General features: G+C 56.1%; 24 protein-coding genes. 16 read left to right on the top strand and 8 right to left on the bottom strand.

The features are described from left to right. Window positions 1-50 precede the first annotated feature (50 nt). The gene (locus L2097_RS17935; protein WP_047372644.1) at window positions 51-878 is read right to left on the bottom strand and encodes a protein bax; all 828 of its coding nucleotides are present in this window, start codon (window positions 876-878) and stop codon (window positions 51-53) included. 317 nt (window positions 879-1,195) lie between these two features. Between L2097_RS17935 and L2097_RS17930 the strand changes: the two genes are divergently transcribed. Next, window positions 1,196-3,226, top strand: a complete 2,031-nt coding sequence (locus tag L2097_RS17930) for an alpha-amylase (RefSeq protein WP_250353417.1) — start codon at window positions 1,196-1,198, stop codon at window positions 3,224-3,226. A 196-nt stretch (window positions 3,227-3,422) separates the two neighbouring features. Here L2097_RS17930 and L2097_RS17925 read toward each other — a convergent pair whose 3' ends face one another. Further along, entirely contained in the window at window positions 3,423-3,671 is a 249-nt protein-coding gene (locus L2097_RS17925; RefSeq protein ID WP_250353416.1) for a hypothetical protein, read from the bottom strand. A 221-nt stretch (window positions 3,672-3,892) separates the two neighbouring features. Here L2097_RS17925 and avtA point away from each other — a divergent pair, with 221 nt between their 5' ends. Further along, entirely contained in the window at window positions 3,893-5,146 is a 1,254-nt protein-coding gene (gene avtA / locus L2097_RS17920) for a valine--pyruvate transaminase (protein ID WP_047372641.1), read from the top strand. Window positions 5,147-5,212: 66 nt separating this feature from the next. On the opposite strand, the gene L2097_RS17915 is transcribed toward avtA, so the two are convergent. Together L2097_RS17915 and yiaJ are read right to left on the bottom strand one after the other, a co-directional pair. Continuing rightward, complete coding sequence (locus L2097_RS17915; protein WP_250353415.1) at window positions 5,213-5,686, bottom strand: 4Fe-4S dicluster domain-containing protein; 474 nt, start codon at window positions 5,684-5,686, stop codon at window positions 5,213-5,215. Window positions 5,687-5,809: 123 nt separating this feature from the next. Continuing rightward, on the bottom strand, window positions 5,810-6,625 hold the full coding sequence (gene yiaJ, locus L2097_RS17910; protein ID WP_039080164.1) for an IclR family transcriptional regulator YiaJ: 816 nt from the start codon (window positions 6,623-6,625) through the stop codon (window positions 5,810-5,812). 222 nt (window positions 6,626-6,847) lie between these two features. Here yiaJ and L2097_RS17905 point away from each other — a divergent pair, with 222 nt between their 5' ends. The 12 genes from L2097_RS17905 (at window position 6,848) to araD (ending at window position 19,323) form a co-directional block, all read left to right on the top strand. Further along, on the top strand, window positions 6,848-8,368 hold the full coding sequence (locus L2097_RS17905; protein WP_250353414.1) for a sugar ABC transporter ATP-binding protein: 1,521 nt from the start codon (window positions 6,848-6,850) through the stop codon (window positions 8,366-8,368). 17 nt (window positions 8,369-8,385) lie between these two features. Beyond that, window positions 8,386-9,456, top strand: a complete 1,071-nt coding sequence (locus L2097_RS17900) for an ABC transporter permease (protein ID WP_047372638.1) — start codon at window positions 8,386-8,388, stop codon at window positions 9,454-9,456. A 63-nt stretch (window positions 9,457-9,519) separates the two neighbouring features. After that, entirely contained in the window at window positions 9,520-10,587 is a 1,068-nt protein-coding gene (locus tag L2097_RS17895) for an ABC transporter substrate-binding protein (protein WP_223883640.1), read from the top strand. Window position 10,588: 1 nt separating this feature from the next. Further along, on the top strand, window positions 10,589-11,452 hold the full coding sequence (locus tag L2097_RS17890; protein ID WP_047372636.1) for an SMP-30/gluconolactonase/LRE family protein: 864 nt from the start codon (window positions 10,589-10,591) through the stop codon (window positions 11,450-11,452). A gap of 111 nt (window positions 11,453-11,563) precedes the next feature. Further along, entirely contained in the window at window positions 11,564-12,562 is a 999-nt protein-coding gene (yiaK, locus tag L2097_RS17885) for a 3-dehydro-L-gulonate 2-dehydrogenase (RefSeq protein WP_039080160.1), read from the top strand. A gap of 11 nt (window positions 12,563-12,573) precedes the next feature. Next, window positions 12,574-13,041, top strand: a complete 468-nt coding sequence (locus L2097_RS17880) for a NanQ anomerase/TabA/YiaL family protein (protein WP_047372635.1) — start codon at window positions 12,574-12,576, stop codon at window positions 13,039-13,041. Between the two features lie 45 nt (window positions 13,042-13,086). Next, window positions 13,087-14,022: a DUF4862 family protein gene (locus tag L2097_RS17875; protein WP_047372634.1), complete on the top strand. Its 936-nt coding sequence runs from the start codon at window positions 13,087-13,089 to the stop codon at window positions 14,020-14,022. 53 nt (window positions 14,023-14,075) lie between these two features. Beyond that, a complete protein-coding gene (locus L2097_RS17870; protein WP_047372633.1) occupies window positions 14,076-15,395 on the top strand; it encodes an MFS transporter in 1,320 nt (439 codons plus the stop codon). A gap of 220 nt (window positions 15,396-15,615) precedes the next feature. Beyond that, on the top strand, window positions 15,616-17,121 hold the full coding sequence (locus tag L2097_RS17865; protein WP_250353413.1) for an FGGY-family carbohydrate kinase: 1,506 nt from the start codon (window positions 15,616-15,618) through the stop codon (window positions 17,119-17,121). Then, window positions 17,118-17,771: a 3-keto-L-gulonate-6-phosphate decarboxylase UlaD gene (gene ulaD / locus L2097_RS17860; protein WP_250353412.1), complete on the top strand. Its 654-nt coding sequence runs from the start codon at window positions 17,118-17,120 to the stop codon at window positions 17,769-17,771. Before L2097_RS17865 ends, ulaD begins: the two co-directional genes overlap by 4 nt. A 2-nt stretch (window positions 17,772-17,773) precedes the next feature. Further along, entirely contained in the window at window positions 17,774-18,634 is an 861-nt protein-coding gene (locus tag L2097_RS17855) for an L-ribulose-5-phosphate 3-epimerase (RefSeq protein ID WP_250353411.1), read from the top strand. Next, window positions 18,628-19,323, top strand: a complete 696-nt coding sequence (araD, locus tag L2097_RS17850) for an L-ribulose-5-phosphate 4-epimerase (protein WP_250353410.1) — start codon at window positions 18,628-18,630, stop codon at window positions 19,321-19,323. Before L2097_RS17855 ends, araD begins: the two co-directional genes overlap by 7 nt. Window positions 19,324-19,580: 257 nt before the next feature. On the opposite strand, the gene L2097_RS17845 is transcribed toward araD, so the two are convergent. Continuing rightward, window positions 19,581-20,399: an AraC family transcriptional regulator gene (locus L2097_RS17845; protein ID WP_047372628.1), complete on the bottom strand. Its 819-nt coding sequence runs from the start codon at window positions 20,397-20,399 to the stop codon at window positions 19,581-19,583. Between the two features lie 250 nt (window positions 20,400-20,649). Here L2097_RS17845 and L2097_RS17840 point away from each other — a divergent pair, with 250 nt between their 5' ends. Further along, window positions 20,650-22,050 carry an MFS transporter gene (locus tag L2097_RS17840; protein ID WP_250353409.1) on the top strand — a complete coding sequence of 467 codons (1,401 nt, stop codon included), beginning with the start codon at window positions 20,650-20,652 and terminating at the stop codon, window positions 22,048-22,050. Beyond that, complete coding sequence (locus L2097_RS17835; RefSeq protein ID WP_250353408.1) at window positions 22,037-24,010, top strand: glycoside hydrolase family 127 protein; 1,974 nt, start codon at window positions 22,037-22,039, stop codon at window positions 24,008-24,010. Before L2097_RS17840 ends, L2097_RS17835 begins: the two co-directional genes overlap by 14 nt. 91 nt (window positions 24,011-24,101) lie before the next feature. Here L2097_RS17835 and dbpA read toward each other — a convergent pair whose 3' ends face one another. The 3 genes from dbpA to L2097_RS17820 are packed head-to-tail and all read right to left on the bottom strand — an operon-like array spanning window position 24,102 to window position 26,096. Further along, window positions 24,102-25,475, bottom strand: a complete 1,374-nt coding sequence (gene dbpA, locus L2097_RS17830) for an ATP-dependent RNA helicase DbpA (protein ID WP_047372625.1) — start codon at window positions 25,473-25,475, stop codon at window positions 24,102-24,104. 55 nt (window positions 25,476-25,530) lie between these two features. Then, on the bottom strand, window positions 25,531-25,947 hold the full coding sequence (locus L2097_RS17825; protein ID WP_047372624.1) for a type II toxin-antitoxin system HicB family antitoxin: 417 nt from the start codon (window positions 25,945-25,947) through the stop codon (window positions 25,531-25,533). A gap of 14 nt (window positions 25,948-25,961) precedes the next feature. Continuing rightward, window positions 25,962-26,096 (bottom strand): type II toxin-antitoxin system HicA family toxin, encoded by a 135-nt coding sequence (locus L2097_RS17820; protein ID WP_250353520.1) that lies wholly within the window; start codon window positions 26,094-26,096, stop codon window positions 25,962-25,964. Window positions 26,097-26,293: the final 197 nt, after the last annotated feature.

Below are 26,293 nucleotides of genomic sequence, written 5' to 3'. Positions count from 1 at the left end.
GTGGTATTCAGAAAAGAAAAACGCCTTCCGACAGGAAGGCGTTTATGCGATTACATGTGCGAGGCGATGAGCTGCTGGTTATCCTGATACATGGCAAACAGATAGTTGTTGTAACTCTTGCCTTTGGTGGAATAACCCTTCAGCTTGTGGATCATGTTGCTGGCTGTTACTTCCTGGTCCGCTTTACGCAACTGTGCGCGCGACTTGCGGAAAGAGGCATAAGCCGGGTGGGTGTTCAGATTCACCACATAGGCGTCCACAGACTCTTTCACCGATTCAAAGTGCGAATACCCTTTCACTTTGCCTGGGCCATTTTTACAACTGCCTTTCCCGCATTTCATACCGAAGAGGTTGTTGTTGGTACGCGCCAGTTTCGACGTACCCCAGCCGCTTTCTGCCGCTGCCATGGTGGCGACCATGCTGTCCGGGATGATGTCCACGCGCTCCATCAACGCATTCCACGGAATACGGCGGGTATTGCCAGACCAGCTCACTTTGTAGCGTTTGGCGATATCCTTTAAGCGTGTACGGTCAGCCGTCGACCATTGTTGGCTATATTGACGTGTCATCAGCCAGTTACGGTCAGCGGTAATCGCTGCATTTTGACTGGTAATGTAAGGCATGACCGTCCGGAGAAACGCTTTCTTTCTTGGTGCTCCGGAAGGGTATTTTCGCAAGTCAGGAAGTGAACTGCTATTTACACTATTGCGAGAATACTCTTGTTTACTGATTGCCTGTTTTTTACCGGTCGTCTTTGAGATTGGGGCTTTGTGACTCGCTGTTTTGCTGTGCGTCTGCGCAAGCACCTCACCTGAAAATGCCACGGTGAGTAACATGAGTATCGTAGCCCCTATTCGTCGTAAGGGAGTCGATATCATTAAGTCTCCTGGTCGGATATAAACATTCCAACACCTTATTTTTTACACAATTTTGAGAGCTGAATCTCAAATCATATCAAAAATAGCGCTTCAGGGCACGTACAGAAATAATCCAATTCCGAAAGCCTGTCATCTCAAACCTGTCAGGTAACGAAAACAACAGCAGAGATTTGTGGCGGTTATCGCAAATTCTGCGCAAAATTTGCGCACGATCACTCACCCGGCGCTCTCCACCCTGGCGATTACCCGAACAGGATGAGTTGCCCGCGCTGCGCCAGTGGCACAATAGTCAAAACGGATGCCACGGGAAGGTTCAGATGAAATACAGTGCCCTTTTTCTCCTGCTTATACCGGCCCTCGCCAGCGCCAACTGGTCGGCTCCTGGTCTCTCTGCCTTTTCAGATGATGGCACCGGGGTCTGGCGCAGCAGCAGCACATTGCAGAAAGGGGCGTATCCGCTGACCCTGCACAACGATCAGCAGTGCTGGCAGCCTGCCGCCGACATCAAACTCAACCAGATGCTCTCCCTGAAACCCTGCACTGGCGATGCCCCTCAGTGGCGCGTTTTCCGTGAAGGGCAATACCAGATTCAACTCGATACCCGCTCCGGCACGCCAACGCTGATGCTGTCGGTGAAAAGCGAAGCCGCAACTCAGGCGGTTAACGTGGTGCGCCAGTGCCCCATCTGGGACGGTAAAGCCCTGACGCTCGACGTCAGCAAGACCTTCCCGGAAGGGACCATGGTGCGCGATTTCTACAGCCAGAAAACGGCGATAGTGCAAAACGGCAAGATAACGCTGCAACCGGCTAATGGCAGCGGCGGTCTGCTGCTGCTCGAACGGGCCGAAACCACCGCTCCAGCCCCTTTTAGCTGGCAAAACGCGACGGTCTATTTCGTGCTGACTGACCGCTTCGTCAACGGCGATCCGTCAAACGACAACAGCTACGGACGCCACAAAGATGGGATGCAGGAGATTGGCACGTTTCACGGCGGCGATCTGAAAGGGCTCACCAGCAAACTGGACTACCTGCAACAACTCGGCGTCAACGCGCTGTGGATTAGCTCACCGCTTGAGCAGATCCACGGTTGGGTGGGCGGTGGAACAAAAGGCGATTTTCCGCATTACGCCTACCATGGCTACTACACGCAGGACTGGACCCGTCTGGACGCCAATATGGGCAGCGAAGCGGATTTGCACACCCTGGTGGATGAAGCCCACAAACGCGGGATTCGCATCCTCTTTGACGTGGTCATGAACCACACGGGCTACGCCACGCTGGCGGATATGCAGGAGTATCAGTTCGGCGCGCTCTATGTTGAGGGGGCAGAGCGCAAAAAAGTGCTCGGCGATCGCTGGACCGACTGGCGACCAGGACCAGGGCAAAGCTGGCACAGCTTTAACGACTTTATTAATTTCAGCGACAAAGCCGCCTGGGAAAACTGGTGGGGTAAAAAATGGATCCGTACCGACATTGGCGACTACGACAACCCCGGCTTCGATGACCTGACCATGTCGCTGGCCTTCCTGCCGGATTTAAAAACTGAATCCACCACGCCGTCAGGATTGCCGAACTTTTATCGCCATAAACCTGATACCGCCGCACGTGAAATCCCCGGTTACACGCCGCGGGATTATCTGACCCACTGGCTAAGTCAGTGGGTGCGTGATTACGGCATCGACGGTTTCAGGGTCGATACCGCCAAACATGTCGAACTTGCCGCCTGGCAGCAGCTTAAAACCCAGGCCACCGATGCGCTGGCCGAATGGAAAAAAGCGAACCCGCAGAAAAAGCTCGACGATGCGCCGTTCTGGATGACCGGAGAGTCCTGGGGGCACGGCGTCATGCGCAGCGATTATTACAACCATGGCTTTGATGCGATGATCAATTTTGATTATCAGGAACAGGCCGCAGGCGCGGTGAAATGTCTGGCTAATATGGATCTCGTCTGGCAGCAGATGGCGGAGAAGCTGCAGGGGTTCAACGCGCTGAGTTACCTCTCATCTCATGACACCCGCCTGTTTCGCGAGGGGGGGCAGGAAGCGGCAGAGTTGCTGATACTGGCACCAGGGGCGGTACAGATTTTTTATGGCGATGAAACCAGCCGGCCTTTCGGGCCGACCGGCTCTGACCCGCTACAAGGAACGCGTTCAGACATGAACTGGCAGGACATCAACGGCAAGGCGGCGCAAACCCTGCAACACTGGCAAACGCTGGGACAGTTCCGCGCCCGTCACCCGGCCCTGGGCGCAGGTAAGCAAACAACACTTAGCCTGCCGCAAGGATACGGCTTCGTTCGCGAGCATAACGGCGACAAAGTGATGGTGGTCTGGGCGGGGAATCACTGAGTCTCTTCCCGGGCCGCATCCGGGACATTCCCCGGTGGCGCTGCGCTTACCGGGGCTACCAAAGCCATTGATTGCCCGCCAGTCGTAGCCCGGATAAGGCGTTTGCGCCGCATCCGGGATATTCCCCGGTGGCGCTGCGCTTACCGGGGCTACCAAAGCCATTGATTGCCAGCCAGTCGTAGCCCGGATAAGGCGTTTACGCCGCATCCGGGACATTCCCCGGTGGCGCTGCGCTTACCGGGGCCACCAAAGCCAATGATTGCCAGACCAGTCGTAGCCCGGATAAGGCGTTTGCGCCGCATCCGGGACATTCCCCGGTGGCGCTGCGCTTACCGGGGCTACCAAAGCCATTGGTTGCCCGCCAGTCGTAGCCCGGATAAGGCGTTTGCGCCGCATCCGCGACATTCCCCGGTGGAGCCGCGCTTACCGGGGCTACCAAAGCCATTGATTGCCAGCCAGTCGTAGCCCGGATAAGGCGTTTACGCCGCATCCGGGACAGGCCGCAAACCCGGCGGTCAGACAGACTCACCCAACAATATAAAATCCCACCAAATCATAAATCAACAAAATAAAACGTCACCACACCCCATCTCATCCGATTTGCACAGCAGGGTATGTAGCGCTATGGTTAGCCATTTTTAAAATCGGCCCGACAGAACATCAGCTATGACATTTTCACTTTTCGGCGACAAATTTACCCGTCACGCAGGCATCACCCGCCTGATGGAAGACCTTAACGATGGCCTGCGCACTCCCGGCGCCATCATGCTTGGCGGCGGTAATCCGGCGCAAATTCCGGCGATGACCGACTACTTCCATAGCCTGCTGGCAGAAATGGTCGAAAACGGTAAAGCGACTGATGCGCTGTGTAACTACGATGGTCCGCAAGGGAAGACAGAGCTGTTGACGGCGCTGGCAAACATGCTGCGCGATGAACTGGGCTGGGACATTGAACCACAAAATATTGCACTGACAAACGGCAGCCAAAGCGCGTTTTTCTACTTATTCAATCTGTTTGCTGGCCGCCGTGCCGACGGAAGTACCAGTAAAGTACTGTTTCCATTAGCGCCTGAGTATATTGGCTATGCCGATTCCGGGCTGGAAGAAGATCTGTTTGTCTCCGCGCGCCCGAACATCGAACTGCTGCCGGACGGCCAGTTCAAATACCATGTTGATTTCGAACACCTGCATATCGGTGAAGAGACCGGGATGATCTGCGTATCACGCCCGACCAACCCAACCGGGAACGTCATTACCGATGAAGAGCTGATCAAACTGGATGCCCTGGCCAATCAGCACGGCATTCCGCTGGTGATTGATAACGCCTATGGCGTCCCCTTCCCGGGCATTATTTTTAGCGAAGCCCGGCCTTTATGGAATCCGAATATTATTCTCTGCATGAGCCTGTCGAAGCTGGGCCTGCCGGGAAGTCGTTGCGGTATTATCATCGCCAACGACAAAGTGATTTCCGCCATCCGAAATATGAACGGCATTATCAGTCTCGCACCAGGCGGTATTGGCCCGGCGATGATGTGTGAAATGATTAAGCGTAACGATCTGCTGCGCCTGTCGGAAACCGTGATTAAGCCGTTTTACTACCAGCGCGTGCAGGAAACGATCGCGATTATTCGTCGTTACCTGCCGGAAGAACGCTGTCTGATTCACAAGCCGGAAGGAGCGATATTCCTCTGGTTGTGGTTTAAAGACCTGCCGATCACCACCGAGCTGCTGTACCAGCGACTGAAAAAGCGCGGCGTGTTAATGGTTCCCGGCAACTATTTCTTCCCGGGACTTGATAAGCCATGGCCGCATACGCACCAGTGTATGCGCATGAACTATGTGCCAGACCCGGAAAAAATCGAAGCCGGGGTGAAAATCCTCGCCGAGGAAATTGAAATCGCCTGGCGCGAGCACGCGTAACAGATAACACGGCCCTCCTGATGAGGGCTCACCTGCCTGCCTCTCTTAACCCGAAACGTCAATGTGTTACGCTAAATAACTGTTGAGGCGGTTTTGTCGCAGCCTGATGGGATCAACACAGGATAGCGCGTTAGTCGGGCAGGCTTCCACGCAGGCAGGTCCGGCTTCGCGGTGCAGACACAAATCGCATTTTTGCGCTTCTACCTGGCCCTTTTCCATTGTCACTTGCATGGCGCCGAACGGGCAGGCCAGCATGCAGCTCTTACAACCGATGCACAAAGCCTGCTCCACATACACCGCGCCATTGACCCGACTGATAGCCCCGGACGGGCAAACATTGGCACAAGGGGCATCTTCGCAGTGACGACAGGTGACCGCCGTAGAAAACGTGCCGGTTTTTATGACGCGAATACGCGCGCTGAAGGTTTTCGGGGAGATCGCTGCGCAGTCCTGATCCTGCTGGTGTGAGACTACACAGGCGACTTCACAGGTACGACAGCCGATACATTTGGTCGAATCCGCAAGTATAAAACGGTTCATTCTCCACACCCCTGATACAGAAAAATTCCGCTCAGAGTGCCAGAGAACGAACCGTCTTCGCTTTGATCCCGATGGTGAAAGCGGGTAAATCGTTCATTTGCCCGAGCACATCTGGCCTTCTGCCTACACGCGCAGCGTAAATCCCAGCTCGTTAGAGATAGCCTGTGCCGTATCGCGCAGCGGTTTGAGCAGGTTTTTCTCACCAATCTGTTTCAGGCGTGATGTAGAAAGCGAAATAGAGATGGCGTAAGGCACGCGATGATGAATATCAAACACCGGTACGGCAATACAGGAGACGCCCAGCTCATTCTCTTCCCGGTCCATTGCCATACTGGTTTCACGGATCTGCGCCAGTTCATCATACATCGCAGGCAGGCCGGTAATGGTATTACGCGTCAGCGGTTGAATCTGCTCCTGATGCGTCTCCCAGTACTCTTTCACATAGTCGGGCTGTCCGAAGGCCATATAGATTTTCCCCATCGCCGAGCAGTACAGCGGCATATGCTGGCCAATATAGGCGCGCGTACGCAACATGCCCGTCGTCGGTTCCAGTTTGTAAATCAGGATGGCGTGATCGTCTTCGCGGCTGGAGAAATTGATGGTTTCCCCGGTCGCCAGGTTCAGCGCTTCCAGATGCGGCGCGGCAACGTGGATGATATTCAGCGACGTCAGCGCTTTTTGGCCGACGGCGATAAATTTTGTGGTTAAGCGGTAGCTCCCGGCAGCGGGCGCGGGGGTAACGTAGCCGCAGGATTGCAGCCCCTGCAGTAATCGGTGCACGGTACTTTTATTCAGCCCCGCCAGTTCGGACAAATGCGCCAGCGGACAACCGTTCGGGTAATTGCTCAGTATCTCTATCAACATCAAACCGCGAAACAAGCTCTGGCTTCCTGCCGGCCTCTCTTTCTCCTGCGTGTTTTCACTCTCTTTGGTGTTCATCGCTTCCGCCTCCTTTTTGTGGCGACCTGATGGTAGCGCAAAGTGTGTTTCACTTCACGATCTGAACAGAAATTTTGTAATTTATTGATTTTATTACATTTCAAAAATATATCCAGCAATTGATTTGTCAAATCATGATCGCTATATTTGAAATCAGATTTCGCATAGTGAAATTTACAGGTTGCACAACGTTCTCTTTCCCTCGGTGGGAGGTCACCTTAAATGGCAGAAGCAGCAGTGTTATCTCCGTTGTTATCCATGCGCCATATCGTTAAGCGCTTTGGGGGAAATGTGGCGGTCAACAACGTCAGCCTGGATATCTATCCGGGCAAGGTTGTGGCACTGCTGGGGGAGAACGGTGCGGGCAAATCCACGCTGATTAAGGTGCTGGCCGGCGTCTATTCCCGCGACGGCGGCGAAATCCTGTTTCGCGGTGAACCGGTGGATTCTGCCGCCGCGCTGCGCCAGGGCAACGAACAACCTATCGCCTTTATCCATCAAGACTTAGGTCTGGTGGAGTGGATGACTGTCGCGGAAAACATGGCGCTGGTGATGGGGTTTCCCCGTCGCTTTGGGCTGATCGACTGGGCGGCAACACGCCGCCAGGCGCAAAAAGCGCTGGAAGATATCGGCATTCAGCTTGACCCGGATGACCGTGTGTTCGACCTCTCCCGTACTGAAAAGTCCCTGCTGGCAATAGCCCGCGCGGTGGCAGTAGATGCCTCGGTGCTGGTGCTCGATGAGCCGACGGCTTCCCTTCCTGCGGACGATGTTCGCCACCTGTTCCGGGTGATGAACATCCTGCGGGAAAAACAGGTCGGCATGATTTATATCACCCACCGTCTGGATGAGGTGATGGAGATGGCCGACTCCGTTTGCGCCATGCGCGATGGTTGCTATGCAGGCGGTGGTGATATCGACCACTACACCCTGCGTGGTCTGGTCGAGCTGATTGTTGGCGAAAGTCTGCGTGACGACCAGCGCCAGGCCTTACCCGGTAAGGATGCGCCGGTGCTGTTAAAGATGGACAACGTCAAAGTGGGTGATACCGGACCCGTTTCATTCGAGCTGCGTGCCGGTGAGATGGTGGCGCTCGCCGGTCTACGCGGTGCCGGGCAGGAAGAGATTGGACGTTTGCTGTTTGCCTGCCGTACACAGGAAAGCGGGCAAATAACATTAAATGGCGTGCCGTTTACGGCGACAACACCAGGGGAGGCGATGTCTGCGGGCGTCTCTTTTGTCGCAGGCGATCGCCTTCATGAAAGTCTGATGCCGGGCATGATGGTGCGTGAAAACTTATTTATGAACCCGTGTAAACACGGTCACGCCCCACTGTCCCGCTATAACGAAAAAAGCGAAGCGCCGATGAGCTGGGAGAAAATCCGCCAGTTCGATGTCCGGCCAGCGCAAATCAACATTGAAATCAGCGCACTGTCAGGCGGTAACCAACAAAAGGTTGTGATGGCGCGCTGGCTTTCACTGAATGCCCCACTGCTCATTCTGGAAGACCCGTCCGCGGGCGTCGATGTGGGCGCGCGTGCGGAAATCTACGACCTGCTCAATCAGGCGCTGCAAAACGGCGTAGCCATTCTGGTCATCTCCAATGACCTGGAAGAGGTGGCGCATATCTGCAACCGGGCGCTGGTGTTTAACCGCGGGCAGATTGTCGGCGAGCTTCTCAACCAGGATGTCACGTTCGCCAGGTTGCTCGAACTGGCGTCCGGCAGCGGCACACTACATTAAGTCGGAGTGCGTTAGTTATGGCTAAAACATCAATGAAATCGACGGCCCTGGAATCACGCGTATCACTTCATGAACATGGCGCCGCCGCCTGGCTTGGACAATTAACCACCCGTTACGGTCTGCCCGTGATCTGTGTGGTGCTGGTTATCGTTTTTTCGCTGACGACACCTTCATTCGCTTCACTGCTGACCTTACAGGCCATTCTCGACAGTAAATCGAAAATAGCTCTGCTGGCGCTGGCGGCAACTATCCCGATGATCGTCGGGAAAATCGACCTTAACGTCGGCTTTGGCATCGTGCTCTGGCACATCCTCGCCATCACGTTGCAGGTGGAATATGGCTTTTCCTGGCCGGTAGCCGTGGCGATCGTGCTGGTGCTCTCCGCGTTGTATGGCCTGCTGAACGGCATTCTGGTGGCGCTCGCCGACATCGATAGCTTCGTGGCCACGCTCGGTTCCGGCACCGTGCTCTACGCCATCGCACTCTGGCACTCCGGCGGACGGCAGATTGTCGGCGATTTACCGGACGCCTTTATTGCCCTACACCACTCAGACCTGTTTGGCATTCCGGTGGTGGCTTTTTATGTCCTGTTTGCCGCCGTGGTGCTGTGGATCATCACCGAACACACCCCGATTGGTCGCTGTATGTACGCAGTGGGCGGTAACCCGGTCGCGGCGGCGCTCAACGGGATCGCCGTTAACCGTTACACCATCGGCGCGTTTATCGCCTCCAGCACCTTAACCGGGTTTACCGGGGTGATCATTGCCGCCGAGCAGGGCGTCGGCCAGGCCAGCGTCGGTATGGACTATCTTCTGCCTGCCCTTGTGGGGGCGTTCCTTGGCAGTACCACTATTCGTCCGGGGCGCGTGAACGTTTGGGGCACAGTGGTCGGGATTGCGGTACTGGCGATTGGTATCGCCGGGATTCAGCAGTTCGGCGGCGCATTCTGGGTCGAGCCGCTGTTTAACGGTGCGACGCTCCTGTTGTCGATTACCCTGGCCGGTTATGCACAGCGCCGCCGGGCATTAAATAAAAAACTGGTGCAGCGTGCTCAAACGACCGCACCGGGCTCCTCTGTTACCCAATGACTCTCGCGTAAGGAACTGAAAATGTATAACAAAATAGTTCAATGCTGTCTGGCTGCCGGGTTGATGATGGCAAGCGGTTTCGCCCTGGCCGATGACAGCTATGTTCAGCAGGCACAGGCAGCCATTGCCAAAGCGACCGCGCCTGTCACCGTGTGGGATGGCCCAACGCAGGGCCCGGCGTTACAGCCGAACAAAAAGATTATCTTCATCGCGTCAGACATGAAAAACGGCGGCGTGCTGGGGGTGAAAGAGGGGCTGGAAGAAGCGGCGAAAATCGCGGGCTGGCAACTCGACGTGCTGGATGGCGCGGGTTCGGTGAAAGACCAACTGGCGGCGCTGAACCAGGCAATTGCCCGCAAACCGGACGGTATTGTGATTGGTGGCTGGAACCCAAACGTCGCCAAAATCCCGCTGAAAAAAGCGGTGAAAGAGGGCATCGTGCTGACCGCATGGCACGCCGTTCCGACACCGGGCCCGGTGCCGGCCTACAACATTTTCTACAACGTGACCTCGGACTCTAACGAAGTGTCACGCATGGCGGCGCTCTACGCTGTCGCGAAATCCAACGGCACCGCTAAGGTGCTGATTTTCACCGACTCGCTCTACCAAATCGCCCTGGATAAAGCCAACGCGATGAAGAAAGTGATTGAGCAGTGCAGCGGCTGCCAGGTAGTGGAATTTATCGATACTCCGCTTGCCGACACCTCTAACCGCATGCCGGGCATGACCTACAGCCTGATGCAAAAATATGGCGATAAGTTCGAATACTCACTGGCTATCAACGACCTGTATTTTGATTTTATGGCCCCGGCCCTGCAAACCGCGGGTAAAGGCACGGATGGCAAACCGCCATACAACATCTCGGCAGGCGATGGTTCCGTCACCGCCTACCAGCGCGTACGCGACGGCAAGGCACAAGTCGCGACCGTGCCGGAGCCGCTGAAACTGCACGGCTGGCAGTTACTGGATGAATTCAACCGTGCCTTCGCCGGCAAACAACCGTCTGGCTACGTCACCCCGGCGCACCTGGTCACCAAAGAGAACATCAGCGCCGATGGCGGTCAGAACAACGAATTCGACCCCGGCAATCAGTATCGCGATCACTACAAAGCTATCTGGGGAGTGAAGTGAGATGTTAGCCGTCGCGGGCAGTTTTGAACGCCTCTGTTCTCCGGCCATCTGGGCGGAAGGCCCGGTCTGGCTGGCAGAACAGCAGAGCGTGATTTTCAGCGATGTGAAGGGCAACAAGATGTACCGCTGGAATGCGCAAAGCGGCGTCAGCGTGTTTCGCGCCGAATCCCACTTTGCCAACGGCAACGCGCTGGATAATGAAGGGCGTTTGTTGACCTGCGAACACGGTCGACGCGGTATCAGCCGGACGGATAAGCAGGGCAATCACACCCTGCTGGTGGATAAAATCGACGGACTGCGCTTCAACTCGCCTAACGATATCGCAGTGCGCCAGGACGGGTCGATTTGGTTCACCGACCCGCCCTACGGCATCGTCGGCGACGAAGAGGGCTATCGCGCGGCAAGCCAGGTGATCGGCTGCTACGTCTACCGTTTTGATGAGGCAGGCAACCGGGCGACGATCGTCATCAGCGATACCCAGCGCCCCAACGGGCTGGCCTTCTCGCCGGATGATAAATGGCTGTATGTGGCGGATATGTCGATTATCGATTTCCCCACGCAGGGTCGCCGGGAAATTCGCGCTTACCGTCTCGACGGCGAAAGCGCGGTATTTTCTCACGTGGTCACCCAGGTCGCGCCGGGTATTCCGGACGGCTTTTGCGTTGACCCGGCGGGGAATATTTTCTGCAGTTGCGAGACCGGCGTTTTGATTTTCTCGCCGCAGGGGACGTTGCTGGAAACGATCCCCGTCCCTGAGCGCGTCTCTAATTGCACGTTTGGCGGGCCTGACGGAAATACGCTGTTTATTACCGCGACCACATCGCTTTACCGGGTGACCATCGCCCCCTCCCGTATTCAGGGATAAACAGGATTAATACCGAAACGCACCGGCCCTGCCGGCGCGTTTTTACAACCCAACATAGTTTAGTGGAATGACATTCCATTATGCAAAACGAAGATGTGATGGAGAAAGCGTATGTTATTGAGTTTTTCTGACCTTAAAAATGAGTTTAACCGTGTCCTGCTGGCGCGCGGCGTGGCGGCAGAAACCGCCGATGCCTGTGCGGAGATGTTTGCCCGCACCACCGAGTCAGGGGTCTATTCACACGGCGTAAACCGTTTCCCGCGCTTTATCCAGCAACTGGAAAACGGCGACATCATCCCGGATGCGCTGCCAAAACGCATCACGTCGCTGGGGGCGATTGAACAGTGGGATGCCCAGCGTTCCATCGGCAACCTGACCGCGAAAAAGATGATGGACCGCGCGATTGAACTGGCCTCCGACCACGGTATCGGCCTGGTGGCGGTACGTAACGCTAACCACTGGATGCGCGGCGGCAGCTACGGCTGGCAGGCAGCGGAGAAAGGCTATATCGGCATTTGCTGGACCAACTCCATCGCCGTTATGCCGCCGTGGGGTGCGAAAGAGTGCCGTATCGGGACCAACCCGCTGATCGTTGCCATTCCGTCCACGCCGATCACCATGGTGGATATGTCCATGTCGATGTTCTCCTACGGCATGCTGGAAGTGAACCGCCTGGCGGGCCGCCAGCTGCCGGTTGAGGGGGGCTTTGACGACGAAGGCAAGCTGACTAAAGACCCGGCGCCGATTGAGAAAAACCGCCGCATTCTGCCAATGGGTTACTGGAAAGGCTCGGGCCTCTCCATAGTGCTGGATATGATCGCCACCCTGCTGTCCGATGGCTCCTCTGTGGCCGCCGTCACCGAAGACAACAGCGACGAGTTCAACATTTCGCAGGTCTTTATCGCCATTGAAGTGGACAAACTGATCGATGGCGCCACCCGCGATGCCAAGCTGCAACGCATCATGGACTACATCACGACCGCCGAACGTGCCGATGAAAATGTCCCTGTGCGTCTGCCGGGCCATGAATTTACGCGTCTGCTGGAAGAAAACCGCCGCAACGGTATCACCGTTGACGACAGCGTGTGGGCGAAAATCAAGTCGCTGTAAGGATTATCATCATGATTTATGGACATATTTCTCAACCCAACGCTTGCCGGTATCCAGCAGCGATTGAAAAGGCGCTGGCGTTCCTGCGTACCACGGATTTCAGCAAGCTGGAGCCGGGCGTGGTGGAAATTGAGGGGCGCACCATTTACGCGCAGATCCTCGATTTGACCACTCGCCCTCACGATGAGCTGCGCCCGGAAGTGCATCGCCGTTATCTGGATATTCAATATTTATATTCCGGCGAAGAACAAATTGGTGTCGCCATTGATACTGGCAATAACGTGGTGAGCGAAGAACTGCTTGAGCAGCGCGATATTATTTTCTACCACGACAGTGAAAATGAATCACTGATTGAAATGGTGCCGGGTAATTACGCCATATTTTTCCCGCAGGATGTCCATCGTCCTGCCTGTAATAAACACAGAGAAACAGCGATCAGAAAAATAGTCGTTAAAGTTGCGGTTTCCGCACTGAATTAATCCGTTGTTTATTTATCGATACCCGATAAATAAGAGGAGCGAAACATGAAAACGAATGACGCCGGTTATATTATCGGCGCATACCCCTGTGCGCCTTCGTTTCACCAAAAAAGCGAACAGGAAGAGAAGGAATTCTGGCGTTTACTCGCGGATACGCCGCACATTCGCGGCCTGGAACAGCCGTGCCATGAGAATCTGCATGCCTACGGCGATGAGTGGTTGTTCCGGCACACGCCGGGCGAGTGGCAGATTGTGGTCACTGCCATCCCGGAGACCATGCGTCGTCGCAGCGGCGGCAATCTGGCCTTCGGCCTGGCCTCCAGCGATGAAGAGCAACGTCGGGCATGCGTCGAGTTCCATCGTCATTTGCTGAATAAAATCAATGCAGTAAACCAGCGTTTCGCCAACAAGGTGATTTCGCTGGAGCTGCAGGCTGCACCGTTGGGCGGTAACGCTGATGTGGCGCAGGCAACCGAGGCGTTTGCCCGCTCCATCAAAGAAATCGCCAGCTGGGACTGGTCATGCTCGCTCGTACTGGAACACTGCGATGCCATGAACAAACCCGCCCCGCGCAAAGGTTTTCTGCCGCTGGAAAACGTGCTGGAAACCCTCGCCGGTTACAACATTGATGTGTGCATTAACTGGGCGCGTTCTGCGATTGAAGGGCGTAACACCGCCCTGCCGCTGGAACATACTCAGGTGGTGAAAGCCGCAGGCAAACTGGGGGCGCTGATGTTCTCCGGCACCGCCACCGAAGGGCCGTATGGTGAATGGACTGACCTGCACACGCCTTTCGCCCCTTTCTGCCCGGAAAGCCTGCTCACGGTAGAAAGTGCTAAAGAATTATTTAATGTGGCTGACACAGCAAAATTACAGTTTGCCGGTATTAAGTTACTGGAAATTGATGCTAATGCTGATGCGAATCATCGCATAGCCATATTACGCGATGGCATTCACGCGTTAAACAAATCCAGACAATAAATATAAAGCGTCACTTTAATCGCAAGGCCAGTTACTTTTAACGAGAGATTAATATGAACACTTCCTCTTACGCTACATCTGTGGATATTCCGCGCCAACGTTGGTTAAGAATTATTCCCCCTATTCTTATCGCGTGTATTATTTCCTATATGGACCGCGTGAATATCGCCTTTGCCATGCCTGGCGGTATGGATAAAGAATTAGGTATTTCCGCCACTATGGCCGGTCTGGCTGGCGGTATTTTCTTCCTTGGTTACCTTTTTTTGCAGGTACCGGGCGGGAAAATCGCCGTACACGGCAGCGGGAAAAAATTCATCGGCTGGTCACTGGTCGCCTGGGCGGTCATCTCTGTCCTGACCGGCATTGTCACCAACCAATATCAATTGCTGGCACTGCGTTTCCTGCTCGGTGTGGCGGAAGGCGGCATGCTGCCTGTGGTGCTCACCATGATCAGCAACTGGTTCCCGGATGCTGAACGTGGTCGTGCAAATGCCATCGTCATTATGTTCGTGCCGATTGCCGGGATCATCACCGCTCCGCTCTCCGGCTGGATTATTACCGCACTCGACTGGCGCTGGCTGTTCATCATCGAAGGTCTGCTGTCACTGGTCGTACTGGTGCTGTGGGCGCTGACCGTTTATGACCGTCCGCAGGAAGCGCGCTGGATTTCTGAGGCCGAGAAGAAATATCTGGTGGAAACCCTGGCCGCCGAGCAGCGGGCGATTGCGGGTAAAACCGTGGTCAATGCCTCGCTGGGCGCGGTGTTATCTGACCGCACCATGTGGCAGTTAATTGCGCTGAACTTCTTCTATCAGACCGGGATTTATGGCTATACCCTGTGGCTGCCTACCATCCTCAAAGAGTTGACCCACACCAGCATGGGCCAGGTTGGGATGCTTGCCATTCTGCCTTATGTCGGCGCAATCGCCGGGATGTTCCTGTTCTCTTCTCTGTCCGACCGTACCGGTAAACGCAAACTGTTCGTCTCCCTGCCGCTGATTGGCTTCGCCACCTGCATGTTCCTCTCCGTCACCCTGAAAGAGAGCATCTGGCTGTCATATGCCGCCCTGGTCGGCTGCGGCTTCTTCCTGCAATCCGCAGCCGGGGTGTTCTGGACCATTCCTGCACGTCTGTTCAGCGCGGAAATGGCCGGCGGCGCACGCGGCGTGATTAACGCCCTGGGCAACCTGGGCGGCTTCTGCGGTCCGTATGCCGTGGGGGTACTGATCACCATGTACAGCAAAGATGCGGGCGTCTACTGCCTGGCGGTGTCTCTGGCGATTGCCGCGCTGATGGCGCTGCTGCTGCCTGCGAAGTGTGACGCCAAAGCGTCGTCTGTGGGTGCGGTTAATGCGACCAAACGTGCGGCCTGATGCCCTCACCCTGCCCTCTCCCACAGGGAGAGGGAGTAAACCCGGTGCGGCCTGATGCCCTCACCCCTGCCCTCTCCCACAGGGAGAGGGAGTAAACCCGGTGCGGCCTGATGCCCTCACCCTGCCCTCTCCCACAGGGAGAGGGAGTAAACCCGGTGCGGTCTGATGCCCTCACCCCTGCCCTCTCCCACGCGGAGAGGGCGTACACCAGGATAAAAAGATGAGTGAAAAAGAGACCTTCTGGCTGGGTATCGATTGTGGCGGTACTTATCTGAAAGCAGGACTGTATAACAGCCAGGGTAAAGAATTTGCCATTGAGCGCCAGTCCGTGCGCACCCTCAGCCCGCAACCCGGCTGGGCGGAGCGTGACATGGCGGAACTGTGGCAGCACTGTGCAGCGACCATCTCCCGCCTGTTGCAACGGACCGGCGTTGGCGGTGAAAACATTCAGGGCGTGGGCATTTCCGCTCAGGGCAAAGGATTATTTTTGCTCGATAAAAATGACCAGCCTCTGGGTAGCGCGATCCTCTCTTCCGACCGCCGCGCCATGGAAATCGTCAAGCGCTGGCAGCAGGATGGCATTCCGCAAAAACTCTACCCGTTAACGCGCCAGACCCTGTGGACCGGGCACCCGGCCTCGCTGCTGCGCTGGGTAAAAGAAAACGAGCCGCAACGTTACGCACAGATCGGTTGCGTGATGATGGGCCACGATTACCTGCGCTGGTGTTTGACCGGCGTGAAAGGGTGCGAAGAGAGCAATATTTCCGAATCGAATCTCTACCATATGACCACCGGGCAGTATGACCCCTGCCTGACGCAATGGCTGGGCATTAGCGAGATAGACCCCGCGTTGCCGCCGATTGTGGGTTCAGCCGAGATCAGCGGGGAAATCACCGCTCAGGCAGCCGCCATTACCGGTCTCGCAGCGGGAACTCCCGTTGTGGGCGGTCTGTTTGATGTGGTTTCCACCGCGATTTGCGCCGGTCTGGAAGACGAATACACGCTCAATGCCGTGATGGGCACCTGGGCGGTGACCAGCGGTATCGCCAAAGGGCTGCGCGACAACGAAGCACACCCTTATGTGTATGGCCGCTATGTCAATGACGGCCAGTACATTGTGCACGAAGCCAGCCCCACCTCTTCCGGCAATCTGGAATGGCTAACCACCCAGTGGGGCGACATCAGCTTTGACGAGATCAACCAACTCGTCGACAGCCTGCCGAAAGCGGGTAGTGACGTCTTCTTCTTACCTTTCCTGTATGGCAGCAACGCCGGGCTCGACATGACGAGCGGCTTTTATGGCATGCAGGCGCTGCACACCCGCGCGCATTTATTACAGGCGGTCTACGAAGGGGTGGTGTTCAGCCATATGACGCACCTCAACCGCATGCGTGAGCGTTTTACCGACGTGCGCGCCCTGCGTGTCACCGGCGGCCCCGCCCATTCCAGGGTGTGGATGCAGATGCTGGCGGATGTCAGCGGCCTGCCCGTTGAACTCCCCCAGGTGGAAGAGACCGGCTGTTTTGGCGCAGCCATCGCCGCGCTGGTCGGCACCGGCATCTATCAGAACTTTAGCGATGCCCAGCAGACGCTTAATTACGCGATGCACACCCTGACGCCGGACATGAACGCTCATGCCGCTTACCAGCGCAAATATCACCGTTACCAAATTTTAATTGAAGCACTTCAGGGCTTTCACGCCCGTATTAAGGAGCACTCTTTATGAGCCGACCATTACTGCAACTGGCGCTCGACCACACCGACCTTGCCGCCGCCCAGCGTGACGTGGCGTTGTTAAAAGACCACGTCGACATCGTGGAAGCGGGCACCATTCTCTGCCTCAGCGAAGGGCTGCACGCCGTGCGTGCTTTACGCGCCCAGTGCCCGGAGAAAACCATCGTTGCCGACTGGAAAGTGGCCGATGCCGGTGAAACGCTTGCCCGGCAAGCGCTGGAAGCGGGTGCAAACTGGATGACCATCATCTGCGCTGCCCCGCTCGCCACCATCGAAAAAGGCCATGCCGTCGCCGCCGCACGCGGGGGAGAAATTCAGATTGAGCTGTTTGGTAACTGGACTTTCGATGATGCCCGCGACTGGTACAACACCGGCGTGCGTCAGGCGATTTACCACCGTGGTCGTGACGCCCAGGCGAGCGGCCAGCAGTGGGGCGAAGCGGACCTGGCGCGCATGAAAGCGCTGTCCGACATCGGTCTGGAACTTTCCATCACCGGCGGCATCACCCCTGCCGATTTGCCGTTGTTCAAAGAGATCAATGTGAAGGCGTTCATTGCCGGACGCGCGCTGTCTGGCGCGGCGAATCCGCAGCAGGTCGCCGAAGAATTCCACGCACGCATTCGCGACATCTGGGGAGCGTAACCATGCGCAACCATCCGTTAGGTATTTATGAAAAAGCGTTACCGAAAGACTTATCCTGGCCGGAGCGTCTGGTTCTGGCTAAAAGCTGCGGATTCGACTTCGTGGAAATGTCCGTCGACGAAACCGACGAGCGACTCTCGCGACTCGAATGGACCACCGCCCAGCGCGCCTCGTTAGTGGAAGCGATGCTGGAAACCAATGTATCGATTCCGTCGATGTGTCTTTCCGCCCATCGCCGTTTCCCGTTCGGCAGCCGCGATGAAGCCGTGCGTGAACGCGCCCGCGACATCATGAGCAAAGCCATCAAACTGGCGCGCGATTTAGGTATCCGCACTATTCAGCTTGCGGGTTACGACGTCTATTACGAAGAGCATGACGCAGGCACTCAGCAGCGTTTCGCCGAAGGGCTGGCATGGGCCGTTGAGCAGGCGGCAGGGGCGCAGGTGATGCTGGCGGTGGAGATCATGGACACCGCGTTTATGAACTCCATTACCAAATGGAAAAAATGGGACGAGATGCTCGCCTCGCCGTGGTTCACCGTCTATCCGGACGTGGGCAACCTCAGCGCGTGGGGTAACGACGTACCGGCAGAGCTGGCGCTCGGCATCGACCGTATCGCTGCCATCCACCTGAAAGACACGCAACCCGTCACCGAAACCAGCCCCGGCCAGTTCCGCGACGTGCCGTTTGGCGAAGGCTGTGTGGATTTCGTCAACGTATTCAGCACATTGCAGAGCCTGAATTATCGCGGCGCATTTCTGATTGAGATGTGGACCGAAAAAGCCAAAGAGCCGGTGCTGGAGATCATCCAGGCCCGTCGCTGGATTGAAGCCCGTATGCAGGAAGGAGGATTCATATGTTAGAGCAACTGAAAGCCGAGGTGCTGGCGGCCAATCTGGCGCTACCCGCCCACGGGCTTGTCACCTTTACCTGGGGTAATGTCAGCGCAGTCGATGAAAGCCGCAAACTGATGGTGATTAAACCCTCGGGCGTGGAGTACGAGGTGATGAAAGCCGACGACATGGTGGTGGTGGATATCGCCAGCGGCAAGATCGTGGACGGCAGCAAAAAGCCCTCTTCTGATACGCCAACGCACCTGGCGCTGTATCGTCGCTTCCCGGAAATTGGCGGCATTGTGCATACCCACTCCCGCCACGCGACGATCTGGTCGCAGGCGGGGCTGGATCTGCCTGCCTGGGGCACGACGCACGCGGACTACTTCTACGGCACCATTCCGTGCACGCGCCTGATGACGACCGAGGAAATCAACGGCGAGTATGAGTACGAAACCGGGGAAGTGATCATCAAGACGTTTGAAGCGCGCGACCTGAACCCAATGCAGGTTCCGGCCGTGCTGGTGCACTCCCACGGTCCGTTTGCATGGGGCAAAAACGCGCATGACGCGGTGCATAATGCGGTGGTGCTGGAAGAGTGCGCCTATATGGGTCTGTTCTCCCGCCAACTGGCACCACAGCTGCCGGATATGCAGTCTGAACTGCTGGATAAACACTATCTGCGTAAGCACGGGGCGAATGCCTATTACGGGCAGTAGTCCTCTGCGGTCTGGGCCCCTCACCCTAACCCTCTCCCCACGGGAGAGGGAACTCATTGAGCGCGATATTACGTTTTCTCCCTCTCTCTAAAAGACGAGGAGGACGGATTTTCTCCCTCTCCCCACGGGAGAGGGAACCCATTGAGCGCGATATTACGTTTTCTCCCTCTATCTAAAAGACGAGGAGGACGGGTTTTCTCCCTCTCCCCGTGGGAGAGGGCCGGGGTGAGGGCATCAGACCACACGGTTCCGCACACTCACCCCGAATTAATATGCTCCTTGCAATACCGCCGCTTCCAGGCGGCGGGCGTCAGTCCGGTATGCTTGCGAAATACCTGCCGGAAATAGCCCACATCGTGGAACCCGCACTGCCCCGCCACCTCTTTTAACGACAACGAATCGCTGATCAGCAATTTTTCGGCCGCCCGCACCCGCTGGCGATGAATGGCTTCGGTCAACGTCAGGCGAAAAGCGCGCCGGTACACCCGGCCCAGGTAGTCGGCGTTACAGTGCAGCTCCTTCGCCAGCGTCGAGGCTGAAATCGGCAGATGAAACTGCGTGCCAATCATCTGCCGGGCTTTCCAGGCGAGCGCCATTCCCGGATTATCCACGGCGCGCTCACTTTGCGCCGAGGCCGATATTTGTTGCAAAATCAGCAGTAAAATACATTCCATCGCCACGCTGCGATGGACATTTTCCTGCTCATGTAAAAACTGGCGAAATAACGCTGTCATATATTGCGGATCATTTAATGCAGTATGTTGTGGCAACATAAGCACACTGTTTTGTCCTGTTTTTTCCGCCGCCGCCGTTAATTCAAAATGCAGCCAGTAAAATTTAAGATCTGCCGGAAATTCCCCTACACCAACGTGTCGTCGCTGCGGCCAGAGTAAAAGCGTTTCGCCGGCATTAACCGTAAAGAGTTTATCTTCTTCGCGGATCGCTAATGTCCCCTTTTCGACGAAAATCACCTCCCAGGAATGCAGTGTACGTGATGGATGGCTCCCCACACCGCGAGAGATAAATAAGCCGCCATTTTGTACACGGAGCGGAAATGTTATGGATAATTGAAGCATAAATATGTCAATTCTCGCTACATATGAACAATAACACTGCATTTTGTTTTTGATTATTAACGAAATATAAGCCTTGTTCCGGATCAAAATCACACTTTACGCATCAGGTCGGAATCGTCACCTTTTTGTACTTTTCCCTTCCCTTGTTGTGTGGTGAATTCAATGCAAAATAAATAACGTACTTTGCAAACTACAAAACAAAATCTGCAAATAAGCGGGTTACTTTTGGAATATCCGTGAGGCGTTTTCCATGACTTCAACATTAATTTCCAATACCGATTCAGCGCAAAAGGCGCTGGACGATAAATTATCCGTACGTGAAAAAATAGGCTATGGGTTGGGCGATGCAGGCGGAACGGTAATAACCTGCTTAATCATGAATTTTCTGACCTTTTTTTATACCGATATTTTTGGCTTAACCCCGGCGCTGGTCGGTACGCTGTTTATGGCCTTACGTGTTTTTGACGCCATCTCTGATCCGGTAATGGGGATCATTGCCGACCGCACCCAAAGCCGCTGGGGTCGCTTTCGCCCCTGGCAACTGTGGATTGCCCTGCCTGTCGGCATTATCGGCGTACTGACCTTCACCGTACCCGATGCCAGTATGAACGTGAAAATTGCCTGGGCGTTTGGCACTTATCTTTTACTTTCCGTCGGTTATACCGCCATCAACGTGCCCTATTGCGCGCTTATCAATACGATGACCACGCGTCACAGCGAAGTGATTTCCTGCCAGTCCTGGCGTTTTGTGCTGTGCGGCGTGGCGGGCTTTCTGGTCTCTGTCGGCTTGCCGTGGCTGGTCTCCACGCTGGGTAAAGGCAATGCCGCGCAGGGTTACCAACTCGGTGTCGGCGTACTGTGCGCGATTGCCGTGGTGATGTTCCTGTGTTGTTTCTTCTGGGTGCGCGAACGGGTGCCGCTGTCAACGATGGGCAAATTCACCCTGCGTGAACATATGGCGGGGCTGCGCAAAAACGACCAGTTGTTACTGATGCTGCTGATGTCATTCCTGCTGATCAATGTGTTCAATATTCGCGGCGGCGGCTACATGTACTTTATCACCTATGTACTGCAGGGCAGCACTGGTTATACCTCGCTGTTTTTCACCATGGTGACCTTTGCCTCGATTCTCGGCTCGGTGTTGGTGAACCCGCTATCGAAGCGACTGGACACGGTGAAACTCTATTACTCCACCAACCTGGTGCTGGCCACGCTGTCAGTAATGATGTGGTTCCTGCCCACCGGGCCGGCCTGGCAAACCCTGTGGCTGGCGGTGATTCTGGGCAACGGCGTCATCCTCGGCTTTACCCTGCCGCTGCACTTCTCACTGATGGCTTTCGCCGATGATTACGGCGAGTGGAAGACCGGCGTGCGTTCATCCGGCATGAACTTCGCCTTTAACCTCTTCTGCATCAAGCTCGCGTGGGCCTCCAGCGCCGTCATCATCAGCCTGGTGTTTATTTTCGTCGCCTACCAGCCAGGCGCAGGAAATCAGACCCCGGCCTCGTTACAAGGCATCACTGCAATGGAGACACTGCTGCCCGCCCTGTTCCATTTGCTGCTGGCGTTCACCATCCGCGTCTGCAAGCTCAACAATCCCATGATGGCGCGTATTGCTACCGATCTGCGCCAGCGTCATGTTCAGTCTTAAGGAGTCTGTAATGGAAGTCGATCTGCACAAACTGAAAGTCAGCGATGCGTTTCTCGGCCAGTACCAACAACTGGTGCGCGAGGTTGTCATTCCCTACCAGTGGGACGCGCTGAATGACCGTATCGCCGAAGCCGACCCCAGCCATGCGATTGAAAACTTTCGTATCGCCGCCGGGCTGCAGGAGGGCGAGTTTTACGGCATGGTCTTTCAGGACAGCGACGTTGCCAAATGGCTGGAAGCGGTGGCATGGTCGCTCTGCCAGAAGCCGGATGCGGAACTGGAGAAGACCGCCGATGAGGTGATCGAACTGGTCGCCGCGGCCCAATGTGACGACGGCTACCTCAATACCTATTTCACGGTCAAAGCACCGCAGGATCGCTGGACTAACCTGGCCGAATGCCATGAGCTCTATTGCGCCGGGCACATGATTGAAGCGGGCGTGGCGTACTTCCAGGGTACCGGCAAGCGCCGCCTGCTCGATGTCGTCTGCCGCCTGGCAGATCATATCGATACGGTGTTTGGACCCGGCGAACAGCAGTTGCACGGCTACCCCGGCCACCCGGAAATCGAGCTGGCGTTGATGCGCCTGTACGAAGTGACGCAGGAGCCGCGCTATATGGCGTTGGTGAACTACTTTGTCGAACAGCGCGGCACCCGGCCGCATTTTTACGATGCTGAGTATGAAAAGCGCGGCAAAACCTCTTACTGGAACACCTATGGCCCGGCCTGGATGGTCAAAGACAAAGCTTACAGCCAGGCGCATCAGCCGCTGGCCGAACAGCAGACCGCCATCGGCCACGCGGTACGCTTCGTCTACCTGATGACCGGTGTGGCCCATCTGGCGCGCTTAAGCCAGGATGAAGGCAAGCGTCAGGATTGCCTGCGTCTGTGGAACAATATGGCGCAGCGCCAGTTATATATCACCGGCGGCATCGGCTCGCAGAGCAGCGGCGAGGCGTTCAGCAGCGATTACGACCTGCCCAACGACACGGTGTATGCCGAAAGCTGCGCCTCGATTGGGCTGATGATGTTCGCCCGCCGAATGCTGGAGATGGAGGCCGACAGTCAGTACGCCGACGTGATGGAGCGTGCGCTTTACAATACGGTGCTCGGCGGGATGGCGCTGGATGGGAAGCATTTCTTCTACGTTAACCCACTGGAAGTACACCCAAAATCGCTGAAATTCAATCATATCTATGACCATGTGAAACCTGTGCGTCAGCGCTGGTTTGGCTGTGCCTGCTGTCCGCCGAATATCGCCCGCGTACTCACCTCGCTCGGCCATTATCTCTACACGCCGCGCGAGGATGCGCTCTATATCAATCTCTACATTGGTAACAGCGTGGAGATCCCGGTGGGAGACCAGGCGCTGCGGCTGCGTATCAGCGGTAACTATCCGTGGCAGGAGCAGGTTACCCTTACCATTGAGTCACCGCAGGCGATTGACCACACGCTGGCCCTGCGTCTGCCGGACTGGTGCGATAATCCGCAGGTTTCACTGAACGGTACGGACGTCGTGAAAGACATCCGCAAAGGTTATTTGCACATTCAGCGTCGCTGGCAGGAGGGGGATACCCTGACGCTCACCCTGCCAATGCCGGTACGTCGGGTGTATGGCAATCCGCTGCTGCGCCATGTGGCGGGCAAAGTGGCGATTCAGCGCGGGCCGCTGGTCTACTGCCTGGAGCAGGCGGACAATGGGGAAGAGCTGCATAACCTGTGGCTCTCACCGCAGGCGGCATTCACCGTTTTTGAGGGCAAGGGGATTTTCGCCCATAAAATGCTGATTCAGGCACAGGGCTATAAACAAACGGCGGCGGATGCGGGGCAACAGGCGCTGTGGCGGTATGACAAAACGCCCGGCGAACGCCAGGCGCAGACGCTGACCTTTATTCCGTGGTTCTCCTGGGCGAACCGTGGCGAAGGGGAGATGCGGATTTGGGTTAACGAGGAAAGGTAAGGCGAAGCGACAGGGGTTTGGATGTCCCGGATGCGCTGTGCTTATCCGGGCTACCGCCATGCTGTCGCCCCGCTACCGGGGATGCCGGGTTTTATTTAAGCAGACGCACCCGGCAGGCTTTGCCTTTGATTTTGCCTTGCTGGAGCTGCTTCCAGGCCTGTTTTGCTACGGACTGACGCACCGCAACATAGGCATGCATCGGGTGCATATCGATCTTGCCGATATCTGCGCCATCCAGCCCAATATCACCGGTCAGGGCGCCCAGAATATCGCCCGGGCGCATTTTGGCTTTCTTCCCGCCATCAATACACAGCGTCGCCATATCGGCTTCCAGCGGCTTGATGTTGTTGCTGATAACCGGGGATTGCCAGTCGAGCGAAATCGCCAGCATCTCACCGAGAATCGCCGCACGCTGGGCTTCTTCAGGTGCGCACAGACTCAACGCCATGCCGCTCTGCCCGGCACGCGCGGTACGGCCAATACGGTGTACGTGCACTTCCGGGTCCCAGGAGAGTTCGTAGTTGATCACCATTTCCAGCGCTTTGATGTCCAGCCCGCGCGCGGCGACGTCGGTAGCCACCAGCACACGGCTGCTGCCGTTGGCAAAGCGCACCAGCGTCTGGTCGCGGTCGCGTTGTTCCATATCGCCATGCAGCGCCAGCGCGCTCTGGTTACGTTCATTCAGGGCATCGCACACTTCCTGGCAATCTTTTTTAGTGTTACAGAACACCACGCAGGAGGCCGGCTGATGTTTGCTTAACAAACTCAACAGCAACGGAATTTTTTCCCGGCGCGAGACTTCATAGAAGTGCTGTTCCACCGCCGGTAAGGCGTCGACCGCGTCGATTTCGATGGTCTGCGGGTCGCGCTGGAAGCGGGTGCTGATTGCCGCAATCGCCGCAGGCCAGGTGGCGGAAAACAGCAGCGTCTGACGACGTTCCGGCGCGTGGCGCAGAATGGCGTCAATGGCGTCGCTAAAGCCCATATCAAGCATGCGATCGGCTTCGTCCAGCACCAGCGTTTTCAGAGCGTCCAGGCTGACGGTGGCTTTTTCCAGATGATCAAGCAGACGGCCCGGCGTGGCGACGATGATATGCGGCGCATGCTGGAGCGAATCGCGCTGTGCGCCAAACGGCACGCCGCCGCATAAAGTCAGAATCTTAATATTGGGCAGATAACGCGCCAGACGACGAAGCTCTTTGGCGACCTGATCGGCCAGCTCGCGCGTCGGGCAAAGTACCAGAGATTGGGTCACAAACTGGCTGGCATCAATGTGCTGCAGCAAGCCTAAGCCAAATGCGGCGGTTTTGCCGCTGCCGGTCTGCGCCTGTACGCGCACGTCTTTGCCTTCAAGGATCGCCGGCAATGCCGCCGCCTGGACCGGGGTCATGGAGTGATAACCCAGCTCATCAAGGTTGGCGAGGAGTTCAGCGGGCAAAGCATTTAAGGTTGAAAAGGCGGTCACGGTGTTATCTCTGAGTAGTTGCAGGCCGCTATGCTAGCAGACTACGGGCAACGGGTCATATTTGCTCGCGCGTTAATGCCCTACGCGCCGCTTCGGCTAAGAAGGCGCTTCGATTACTGAACTGGGGATGGTCGCGAACAAACGTATCAATTTTAGTCAGTAACCGGCGGGGCAGCGTAATATTTATGCGCTCAGCGCGACCATCAAACTGGTTCATGTTGATGTCCACCAGCAGCCACTGCCCGTCGGTGAAATCGTCAGGCTGCGCCTCAAGATGATGTTCCACCCCACGCGCGCCGGGTAACGCCTCCCCCATTTCACAGAGCGTCTCAAAATGGGCCATCAATGCACTTTGTGCATCCCGAAATGCGTCATTCAGCGTGTCACCCGCAAAATAGCACCCGGGAACATCCGGGAAAAAACCGCTGGCACTGCCGTCGGCATCAGCATGAATGTAGGCCGGATAAAACATGTCTGGCTCCTGCGTTATGGTTTAATACCCGCCTGACGCCAGATTTGCGCCAGCGTACCTGGTTTTATGTCTTTTCGTGGATGGGGAACCGTCACCAGCCCAGTTCGTTGGGGATGGCTGAACTGGTGGTGGCTTCCCTTTGTTCGGATATGGACCCATCCCTACTTTCTCAAGGTAACCATCACCTCTGCGCTGGCCACAATCCTTACTCCCGCTTTTGATTATACACACTATACACACGAATGCTGGCACAAGGATCACACTAGCGCAGAGAACAATGTCGGTCATCGGGAAGGGATGTCGTCTGGGAAGAGGTGCGCAAAAACAGCCAGTAAGGTTAAGGCGG

This window comes from Citrobacter sp. MNAZ 1397, assembly GCF_023613995.1.
Taxonomy (GTDB): Bacteria; Pseudomonadota; Gammaproteobacteria; order Enterobacterales; family Enterobacteriaceae; genus Phytobacter; species Phytobacter ursingii.
The sequence above is the reverse complement of the archived record's forward strand: the minus strand, read 5'-3'. Positions and strand labels throughout refer to the sequence as shown.